At 60.4% G+C, this 8,763-nt stretch carries 12 protein-coding genes; 7 read left to right on the forward strand and 5 right to left on the reverse strand.

Annotated features, from left to right (window positions below; all coding sequences use genetic code 11):
* Positions 1-123 precede the first annotated feature (123 nt).
* From AC07OV_RS12495 to yacG, 4 genes are read left to right on the forward strand one after another with little or no spacing between them, the layout of a single operon-like run.
* Positions 124-1,332, forward strand: coding sequence for a type II secretion system F family protein (locus AC07OV_RS12495; protein WP_495092324.1), 1,209 nt, complete (start codon positions 124-126; stop codon positions 1,330-1,332).
* The gene (locus AC07OV_RS12500) at positions 1,329-2,195 is read left to right on the forward strand and encodes a prepilin peptidase (RefSeq protein WP_495092325.1); all 867 of its coding nucleotides are present in this window, start codon (positions 1,329-1,331) and stop codon (positions 2,193-2,195) included. The genes AC07OV_RS12495 and AC07OV_RS12500 overlap by 4 nt, the downstream gene beginning before the upstream one ends.
* Positions 2,192-2,815: a dephospho-CoA kinase gene (gene coaE / locus AC07OV_RS12505; RefSeq protein WP_494996530.1), complete on the forward strand. Its 624-nt coding sequence runs from the start codon at positions 2,192-2,194 to the stop codon at positions 2,813-2,815. The genes AC07OV_RS12500 and coaE overlap by 4 nt, the downstream gene beginning before the upstream one ends.
* A complete protein-coding gene (gene yacG, locus AC07OV_RS12510; RefSeq protein ID WP_003188437.1) occupies positions 2,812-3,012 on the forward strand; it encodes a DNA gyrase inhibitor YacG in 201 nt (66 codons plus the stop codon). Before coaE ends, yacG begins: the two co-directional genes overlap by 4 nt.
* Here yacG and AC07OV_RS12515 read toward each other — a convergent pair.
* The 3 genes from AC07OV_RS12515 to AC07OV_RS12525 all read right to left on the reverse strand — a co-directional run bounded on the left by AC07OV_RS12515 (position 3,009) and on the right by AC07OV_RS12525 (position 4,454).
* Positions 3,009-3,224, reverse strand: a complete 216-nt coding sequence (locus AC07OV_RS12515; protein ID WP_003171680.1) for a hypothetical protein — start codon at positions 3,222-3,224, stop codon at positions 3,009-3,011. The genes yacG and AC07OV_RS12515 overlap by 4 nt on opposite strands.
* A gap of 76 nt (positions 3,225-3,300) precedes the next feature.
* Entirely contained in the window at positions 3,301-3,990 is a 690-nt protein-coding gene (locus tag AC07OV_RS12520) for an energy-coupling factor ABC transporter permease (protein ID WP_176995147.1), read from the reverse strand.
* The gene (locus AC07OV_RS12525) at positions 3,987-4,454 is read right to left on the reverse strand and encodes an FAD/FMN-containing dehydrogenase (protein ID WP_176995148.1); all 468 of its coding nucleotides are present in this window, start codon (positions 4,452-4,454) and stop codon (positions 3,987-3,989) included. The genes AC07OV_RS12520 and AC07OV_RS12525 overlap by 4 nt, the downstream gene beginning before the upstream one ends.
* A gap of 101 nt (positions 4,455-4,555) precedes the next feature.
* Here AC07OV_RS12525 and AC07OV_RS12530 point away from each other — a divergent pair, with 101 nt between their 5' ends.
* The 3 genes from AC07OV_RS12530 (at position 4,556) to AC07OV_RS12540 (ending at position 6,807) form a co-directional block, all read left to right on the forward strand.
* The gene (locus tag AC07OV_RS12530) at positions 4,556-5,185 is read left to right on the forward strand and encodes a DUF1780 domain-containing protein (protein ID WP_083360208.1); all 630 of its coding nucleotides are present in this window, start codon (positions 4,556-4,558) and stop codon (positions 5,183-5,185) included.
* 89 nt (positions 5,186-5,274) lie between these two features.
* Positions 5,275-5,448, forward strand: a complete 174-nt coding sequence (locus AC07OV_RS12535) for a DUF3094 family protein (RefSeq protein WP_176995149.1) — start codon at positions 5,275-5,277, stop codon at positions 5,446-5,448.
* A gap of 60 nt (positions 5,449-5,508) precedes the next feature.
* Positions 5,509-6,807, forward strand: coding sequence for an NAD(P)/FAD-dependent oxidoreductase (locus AC07OV_RS12540; RefSeq protein WP_176995150.1), 1,299 nt, complete (start codon positions 5,509-5,511; stop codon positions 6,805-6,807).
* 52 nt (positions 6,808-6,859) lie between these two features.
* Here the strand turns inward: AC07OV_RS12540 and AC07OV_RS12545 are convergent, their stop codons facing one another.
* Both AC07OV_RS12545 and AC07OV_RS12550 read right to left on the reverse strand, forming a co-directional pair.
* Positions 6,860-7,747, reverse strand: a complete 888-nt coding sequence (locus AC07OV_RS12545; protein ID WP_495092326.1) for a LysR family transcriptional regulator — start codon at positions 7,745-7,747, stop codon at positions 6,860-6,862.
* A 32-nt stretch (positions 7,748-7,779) separates the two neighbouring features.
* Positions 7,780-8,523 carry a cysteine hydrolase family protein gene (locus AC07OV_RS12550; RefSeq protein WP_494996527.1) on the reverse strand — a complete coding sequence of 248 codons (744 nt, stop codon included), beginning with the start codon at positions 8,521-8,523 and terminating at the stop codon, positions 7,780-7,782.
* Positions 8,524-8,763 lie beyond the last annotated feature (240 nt).

An 8,763-nucleotide genomic window follows, 5' to 3' on the forward strand; every position in this document is an offset into this window, starting at 1 on the left:
CCAAATGGGGTCAATCGCGCTCAAGACGCACATTCTGACATTTTATCGTGCAACACCGGCCGGCCCGAATCCGTCATCTGACTAAGCTATAAATCTTCCACTCCCTCAGTGCGCAAACGAGACATGAACGACACTTCGACGATCTACGCCTGGGAAGGCATCAACCGCAAGGGGCGCAAGGTGTCCGGGCAAACCGTTGGCCACGATGTGGCACTGATCAAGGCACACTTGCGCCAGCAGGGCATCTGCCCCGAACGCGTGCGCAGGAAACCTGCCGGCATGCCCCGCCTGGCCGCAACGATCAAGCCTGCGGACATTGCCCTGTTCACCCGGCAGTTGGCGACGCTGCTGAAGGCCGGCATTCCCCTGTTGCAGGCCTTCGACATCATCAGCGAAGGCTTCGAAAACCGGCAGGTGCGCGAACTGGTAAAAGGGCTCAAGCACGCGATAGCGACCGGCAACAGCCTGGCGACGGCACTGCGCAAGCACCCGCGCTACTTCGATGAGCTGTATTGCAACCTGGTTGCCGCAGGGGAATTGGCCGGTGCTTTGGAAACCCTTCTGGAACGCGTCGCCATCCACCTGGAGAAAAGCGAACAGCTCAAGGCCCGCATCAAGAAAGCCATGACCTACCCCATCGCGGTACTGCTGGTCGCCAGCGTGGTCAGCACGGTGTTGCTGATCCATGTGGTGCCGCAATTCCAAAGTCTGTTCGCCGGGGTCGACAGCCAATTACCGGGGTTTACCCTACAGGTCATCGCCCTGTCGGAGTTTCTGCAGCGCGCCTGGTGGGGTGTTGCACTGGGGCTGGGTACCGCCATGGTCGCAGTACGCCAAGCCTATCGGGGGTCCCGTAGTTTTCGATACAAAATAGATACGGGTTTGTTGAGGGTTCCACTAGCAGGCACACTGCTGAAAAAATCCGCCGTCGCTCGTTACGCCCGCACGCTTTCCACCACCTTTGCAGCAGGCGTGCCCCTGGTACAAGCGCTGGGCTCCGTGGCAGGCACCGTGGGCAATGGGCCCTTTAAACAGGCAATCGAACACATGCGTCACGACGTCTCAACCGGCATGCCGCTGAACCAATCCATGGCCGCCAGCAACCTGTTCCCGGGCATGGCAATCCAGATGACTGCGATTGGCGAAGAATCAGGCACCCTGGACCACATGCTGGAAAAGGTCGCCAACCACTATGAGGCCGATGTGGAACACCTGGTCGATAACCTCACCAGTCTGATGGAGCCATTGATCATGGTGGTGCTGGGCGGCATTGTCGGTGCGCTGGTGATTGCCATGTATCTGCCTGTCTTCCAATTGGGTTCGGCATTTTGAGCCTGCTGTTGAGTGAGCACCCGTGGGCGTTTACCGCGATGGCGCTGGTGCTGGGCCTGATTGTCGGCAGCTTCCTCAATGTGGTGGTGTGGCGCCTGCCGAAAATGCTCGAACGGGACTGGCGTATCCAGGCCCAGGAAGTGCTTGGGTTGCCTGTTGACCCTCCCGGTCCCACCTACAATCTGATGCGCCCCAATTCTTGCTGCCCGCATTGCAACCAACCGATTCGCCCCTGGGAAAACATCCCGCTGCTCAGTTACCTGATGCTCAAGGGGCGCTGCGCCCGATGCCGCGCGCCCATCAGCACCCGCTACCCCTTCACCGAGCTGGCCTGCGGGCTGCTCTCGGCCGTGGTTGCCTGGCATTTCGGCTTTGGCGGGCAAGCCTTTGTGGTGCTGGTATTGAGTTGGGGCCTGCTGGCAATGAGCCTGATCGACGCCGACCACCAACTGTTGCCGGACGTGCTGGTGTTGCCCCTGCTGTGGCTGGGACTGATCGTCAACAACTTCGAACTGCTGGTGCCACTGCCCGATGCCTTGTGGGGCGCAGTGATCGGCTACATGAGCCTATGGTCGGTGTTCTGGTTGTTCAAGCTGGTCACCGGCAAGGACGGCATGGGCCATGGCGACTTCAAGCTGCTGGCGCTGCTCGGCGCCTGGGGTGGCTGGCAAGTGCTGCCCATGACCTTGCTGATGTCATCGCTGGTCGGGGTGTTTGTCGGGCTGCTGTTACTGCGCCTGCGCAAGGCCCAGGCGTCGACCCCGATGCCGTTTGGTCCGTATCTGGCCATTGCCGGCTGGATTGCATTGCTCTGGGGTGGTCAAATAACCGACTTCTATTTGCAGTCTGTCGGTTTCAGATGACCACTTCTGTTGCAACACCCTGGATTCTTGGCCTCACGGGCGGCATCGGCAGCGGTAAAAGCGCCGCCGCGCAGCACTTTATTGACCTTGGCATTGACCTGGTCGACGCCGACCATGCTGCCCGGTGGGTCGTGGAACCTGGCCGGCCGGCGTTGGCTAGCATCGCCGAACACTTTGGTGCAGGCGTGCTGCAACCTGACGGCCAATTGGACCGCGCTGCGTTGCGCAAACTGATCTTCGAAGTGCCCGAAGAGCGGCGCTGGCTCGAAGCCCTGCTGCACCCGCTGATTGGCGAGGAAATTCGCAGCCACCTGGCGCGTGCTCAATCGCCCTACGCGATCCTGGTGTCGCCGCTGCTGATCGAATCGGGCCAGTACAGCATGACCCAGCGCATCCTGGTGATCGACGTGCCGCAATCATTGCAGATTCAGCGTACCCTGCAGCGCGACGGCATCAGCGAGCAACAGGTGCAGGCGATTCTCAAGGCCCAGTCCAGCCGTGAAGACCGCCTGAAACATGCCGACGATGTACTGGTCAATGACAAGGACCTCGCGTGGTTGCACAGCGAGGTCGAGCGACTGCACCACTTTTACCTTACTTTGCGTGGAGGCCGATCATGAGCCAACCCCTGACTGTCGACTGCCCAACCTGCGGCGCCCCCGTGGAATGGAAAGCGACCAACCTCAACCGCCCGTTCTGCTCGGACCGTTGCAAACTCATCGACCTGGGCGCCTGGGCAGCTGAAGAACACAAGATTCCCGTAGCACCGGACGCCGAAGACGAGCTGTTTTCCGAAGACCTGCCGCCACGCCACTAAGGGCGCATAAAGGCGTACTCCTGCTGGTCGTCGAGGTTCTCTGCAAGGTATTGCAGCTCGTCGGCCAGGTCTTCGAAACTGCGCACGCCTTTGCTCTGCTGCACCACCGCACTGAGCATGGCGCGCAGCGTCAGGCCCGGGTCAAAGCCGATTTCTTGCGCGGCATCCTGGCTTCTACGCAGCTCTTGCCGTGCCCATTCGTACACACTCATGATTCGTGCTCCCACCTTTGCCCAGGAAAATTTCGCAGAGCATGGGCTTGCTCGGCTGTGCGGGATTTGATCCAGGTCAACGCTGCGAATCGTCATCCTTCCAGGGCGCCGAGAGATAGCGCGTACGGTTGAAGGTCTCCAGCCATTCAGGGCAGAACACCACGAGGGCGCTGATTACCATGCCGTTGATAAAGGCCTCGGGAAAGATCATCAGCCACAGGTAGCCGACGAAATCTTCCAGCCATTCCGGCATCGCGAAACGGCCGTCGAACCACAACAGGCCCAGCCCCATCAACAGGCAGAGCAACGCCGATAGCGCGGCGGCAAAAAAGCCGGAGCAAAAGATGTACACGAAGGGGTTCCTGGGTTGCGCCCGTTCGACCAGCAGCGCACAGGTCTCGGTCACCAGCACGGGCAAACCGATCAACAGCAGGCCGTTGACCCCCACCGCTGCCAGGTCCTGGCGCCCCAACAGCACCAGGCCCATTTGGGCCGCAACACCGCCGACGATTGCCAGCGGCCAGTCAAGCAACAAGGTGACGGCGGTCATGCCGATAAAGTGATAGGAAACGCCGGTGTCGAAATCCCGCCGCACCAGCCACAGCATGAACAACGCGAACACCGTGCCGAACAACAGGTGCTGGCGCCGACGGTCGGCGAACAACTCAAGCCAGGACGAGCGCAGGACCGCCCACATCACCACGGGTGCAAACAACAGCCACCCGATCGTGAGGGTTTCTGGCGCCAGCACCGCGGCACTGATCACGGTGCCACCTGCTCCAACGCCTGACGCAGCTCAGCGGCAGAACCGTATTCACGCTGCGCAACCAGCTTGCCCTTATCCAGTTGCAACCACAGCACTTTATCCACAGGCCCCGGGTAGCGCGGCACGACACGCGCGTCGCGATCCAGCATCACCCGATAGCTGTAGGCCTGCATGGCCGGCACCGCGAACAACTTGGCGATCAGCCGAGGCATGCGCTGGATGTCAGCGACAAACACGGCCTGTCGCGCTTCCAAATACCCCTTGGGCTGGCCTTGCAACGCCGCATCCACCAGCTTTGCGCCTTCCATGCTGCGGGCGACCAACAGAATCTGCGCCTGATCATTCAAACTGTAGGCCTGATCGAACTGGTCCAGCAACGTCCAGGGCGCAAGCCGCTCACCCACTTCAACGGCCTGGGCCCAAAGGGGCAGAAGACTCAAAAACAGCACAACAAAAAACTTCACGACGCACTCCCCATGCCCGATTGACCTTTGTACGGCCAGTCTACACCGCGCTTTTGCAGCAGGACTTCCTGCGGTCATCATTTGGGCGCTAAGCTGCAAGCATGGATGACTCAGATTACTTGCGCCTGCTCACTGTAGCGGCCGAACAAGCCAATGCGTTCTTGTCCAATGCCCGCAAATGGGAGCGTGAGCGTTGGGTCTGCCAGCGCCTGCTGCAAGGCTTGAATGTGCCCTACCGCGCCGAAGAGTTTCACGCGGCTGGGCAGGAGCCGCCGGACGTGCTGTTTCGAGACGCCAGTTTCGAGGTGTTTTTCGTTCTGGATGAAGGCCGGCGCCTTAACGACGAATGGCGAGATGAGCTGCTCAGGCGGCGCAGCGCATTCTCCCTGAGCCAACTGGTGCGGCGCGAAGCCAAGCCGCGACGCATCCCCGCCCATGAATTTCTGCTGCGCCTGGCACCGACGCTGCGTAAAAAAGCGCACAACTATAAAGAACGGGGCATGGACCTGGGGGAGCTGGACCTGATCGCGTTCACCAGCCTAAAGCGCGAGGTGCTGGACCTCAACAGCCACTTCCCGCCGCCCACCGAGTACCTGCGCCAGGGTTGGCGCTCGCTGTCGCTGGTGGGGCCGACCTTTGCGCGGGTGCTGTTCGCCCACCCCGACGCACCGGATTTCTTGCGCAACAACCTGGGGCGCAGCATAGTATTCGACGTAGGTATCAGCCTGTGACGCGGGCACCGGCTAAGCTTGTGGCGGTGCCGCCCACTCACAGTCTGTAACGTGGCGCCCTTTTGCAACGTCTACCTGACGAGGCCTTTATGACCAGCCGCCTGAACCCCGATGACCAACAGCATGTCGAAGAGTACCTGCAACTCTCCCAGAACCGAGTCGAGCGCAAGCCTTTCAGGCCGTGGCTGCTCCTCGTTGTGGTGCTGGCGGCCGTGATCGGGCTTGGCCTGCTGAGTCGCCTTCTGAGTTACCTGACGCTATGAGCTGCCTGGCGCTCGCGGGGGTAACTGCTCCGATTTCTTTTAGCCTTGCGAGATATCCCCATGACCCATCGTATTATTATCGTCGGCGGCGGCGCCGGCGGCCTGGAGTTGGCTACCCGCCTGGGTAAGACTCTGGGCAAGCGCGGCACGGCCAGCATCACGCTGGTGGACGCCAACCTCACCCACATCTGGAAGCCTCTGTTGCACGAAGTGGCCGCCGGCTCCCTGAATTCATCGGAAGACGAACTCAATTATGTCGCCCAGGCAAAATGGAACCACTTCGAGTTCCAGCTGGGGCGCATGAGCGGGCTTGATCGTGAACAGAAGAAAATCCAGCTGGCCGCCACCCTCGATGAAGAAGGCCGTGAACTGGTGCCCGCGCGCGTGCTGAGCTACGACAGCCTGGTGATCGCCGTTGGCAGCACCACCAACGACTTTGGCACCGAGGGCGCGGCGCAACACTGCCTGTTCCTCGACACCCGCAAACAGGCCGAGCGCTTCCACCAACAACTGCTCAACCACTACCTGCGCGCCCATGCCGGGCAAACCGACGTGGAAGAGAAAATCAGTGTCGCCATCGTCGGCGCCGGTGCGACCGGTGTTGAACTGGCCGCCGAGCTGCACAACGCTGCGCATGAACTGGCGGCCTATGGCCTGGATCGCATCAAACCGGAAAACATGCACATCACCCTGATCGAGGCTGGGCCACGGGTGCTGCCTGCCCTGCCGGAACGCATCGGCGGGCCTGTGCATAAAACCCTGGAAAAGCTCGGCGTGACCGTGCTGACCAATTCGGCGGTCAGTGAAGTGACAGCCGATGCGCTGATCACCAGCAGCGGCCAGGTGATTCCAGCCAGCCTCAAGGTGTGGGCGGCCGGCATTCGTGCGCCGGGGTTCCTCAAAGACATCGACGGCCTGGAAACCAACCGCATCAACCAGTTGCAAGTTCTGCCAACACTGCAAACCACCCGTGACGAAAACATCTTTGCCTTCGGCGACTGCGCTGCCTGCCCGCAACCGGGCACCGACCGCAACGTTCCGCCACGCGCCCAGGCTGCTCACCAGCAGGCATCGCTGCTGGCCAAGTCGCTGAAGCTGCGTATCGAAGGCAAAGACCTGCCAACCTACAAGTACACCGACTACGGCTCGTTGATCTCGCTGTCGCGGTTCTCGGCGGTGGGTAACTTGATGGGCAACCTTACTGGCAGCGTGATGCTGGAAGGCTGGTTGGCGCGGATGTTCTACGTGTCGCTGTACCGCATGCACCAGATGGCGCTGTACGGGTTCTTCCGTACGGCCATGTTGATGCTGGGTAGCAAGATTGGTCGCGGGACCGAGCCTAGGCTCAAGCTGCACTGATTGACGATCTCGCTGCAAAAAAAATCCCCCTACCAAACGGCAGGGGGATTTTTTATTGGGCCGCGTAAAACTCGGCCATGTGGTCGACAAACGCCCGGACCTTCGGCGCCAGATGCCGGGACTGCGGATAGAGCGCGTAGTAGTGCCGCTCGCCCAGCGAATAATTGGGCAGGATCGGTACAAGCCGTCCCTGCGCCAAGTCATTGCGCACCGTTGCCTGGGTGAAGCATGCAATGCCCGCCCCGGCCAATGTCGCCGCGTGCAGTGCACTGATGGTATTGCTTCGAAACTGCCCCGGGGGCGTGACCTTGATGGTCTCGCCCCGCGCCGGGCTCAGCGCCCAATCCGAAGTCGCGCCAATGAAGGTCAGCAAGCGATGCGCGTCGAGTTCCTGGGCCGAACGGGGCAAGCCATGCCGGCCAATGTAGCTCGGTGATGCCACCAATACCTGCCTGGAGACCGTCAGCGTGCGGGCCACCAAGGTCGTGTCCGCCAAGGTGCTGGCGATGCGTATCACAACGTCAAAACCATCAGCGACCACGTCAACGAATTGATCGTCGCCATGCAATTCAAGCTCGATATCGGGGTAACGACGCTGAAAACCCGGCAGCCAGTGCGGTAGCTCCAACGTGCCCACCACCAGCGGCACGCTGACCCGCAGCAGGCCTTCCGGGCGTTGATGTCCCTGGGCAATGGCTTGGGACGCGGCCTCGACACGATCGAGGATATCGACACACGCCGCGTAGTACTGCTCTCCCGCCGAGGTCAGACTGAAACGCCGTGTATTGCGGTTGATCAGTTGGGCGCCCAGTTCAATCTCCAGCTGTTGCAACTGCCGTGAAATCGTCGAATGCGTGGTGTCCAGGCGTTCTGCGGCGGCAGAAAAACCCTTGGCTTCAACGATGCACCGAAAGGCGCGCATGGCGGACAACTGGTTCATGAAGCAGACGATCCCTGGCTGTTCAGAAGGGCTCAGTTAACCGGCAAGGCGATGATTTGCGCCGTGCTCAGCACCGAGCCGAAGGTGTCTTCGATCTCGGCCAGCGCCGAGTTTTGCAACTCATCCTTGGTCACCGAACGGCCATCGGCACGGGTGATGGCCCGCGTGGCGGTGGCATCGGATGCTACCACAACGTCATAGCCCAACGGCGCAGCGTCTCGAGCGGCGCCGGCGACACAGGCGTGAGTCATCAGGCCGGTGATAATCAGGGTTTTGACGCCCACTTGCTTCAATTGCGCATCAAGATCGGTGCTGGCAAATACACTGACGGAGGTTTTCTGCACGAGCTTGTCTTGCGGACGCGGCTTCATCAGCGGTTGAAAATCGACGGTTTTGCCGTTTGTGGCGAATACCGCCGCATCCTCCGGGGCGATGTGCTGCACGTGGATGACCTGAATATGCTCCTTGTCGGCAAATTTGATCAGACGCTGGGTGTTGTCCAGGGCCTTCATGCCGTCGGGGATCGGCATACGGCCGGTGAAGTATTCATTCTGGAAATCGATGACCAGCAAGGCTGTGGTTTTCGGATCCAGCCGACCGATGGGCTCGGCGCCTGACATGGCGCGAATGGTCGGGTGCTTATTCGCCGCAGCGTCGGCAGCAACGGCAAATTGACCGAGGCCCATGATCATGCCCAAGCCCACGAGCGTGGATTTGATCAACTGAGGTAATGAGCGAGCAGGTTGAGCAGCGAGGAAAGAAGCGGTGCGGTTCATGATGCGAATTCCTGTTGGGGAGAGATACTGACGTGGCCCAGTCTAGGAGCACACCGCGTTCGCACCAACGCACCAATCAGCACAATATCTGTTTGGAATTTGCACAAATCGAACTGAAAAAAAGGCAAAAAAAATCCCCGTATCTTTCGATACGAGGATTTTTAATATGGTCGGGGTAAGGGGATTCGAACTCCTGACATCCTGCTCCCAAAGCAGGCGCGCTACCGGACTGCGCTATAC

Source organism: Pseudomonas sp. GW821-FHT09A09, from assembly GCF_059418405.1.

Coding starts and splice junctions, on each gene's coding strand:
- AC07OV_RS12515 (WP_003171680.1), bottom strand. CDS start 3,224: ATGAGTGTGTACGAATGGGCACGGCAAGAGCTGCGTAGAAGCCAGGAT.
- AC07OV_RS12495 (WP_495092324.1), top strand. CDS start 124: ATGAACGACACTTCGACGATCTACGCCTGGGAAGGCATCAACCGCAAG.
- AC07OV_RS12535 (WP_176995149.1), top strand. CDS start 5,275: ATGACCAGCCGCCTGAACCCCGATGACCAACAGCATGTCGAAGAGTAC.
- coaE (WP_494996530.1), top strand. CDS start 2,192: ATGACCACTTCTGTTGCAACACCCTGGATTCTTGGCCTCACGGGCGGC.
- AC07OV_RS12550 (WP_494996527.1), bottom strand. CDS start 8,523: ATGAACCGCACCGCTTCTTTCCTCGCTGCTCAACCTGCTCGCTCATTA.
- yacG (WP_003188437.1), top strand. CDS start 2,812: ATGAGCCAACCCCTGACTGTCGACTGCCCAACCTGCGGCGCCCCCGTG.
- AC07OV_RS12540 (WP_176995150.1), top strand. CDS start 5,509: ATGACCCATCGTATTATTATCGTCGGCGGCGGCGCCGGCGGCCTGGAG.
- AC07OV_RS12530 (WP_083360208.1), top strand. CDS start 4,556: ATGGATGACTCAGATTACTTGCGCCTGCTCACTGTAGCGGCCGAACAA.
- AC07OV_RS12545 (WP_495092326.1), bottom strand. CDS start 7,747: ATGAACCAGTTGTCCGCCATGCGCGCCTTTCGGTGCATCGTTGAAGCC.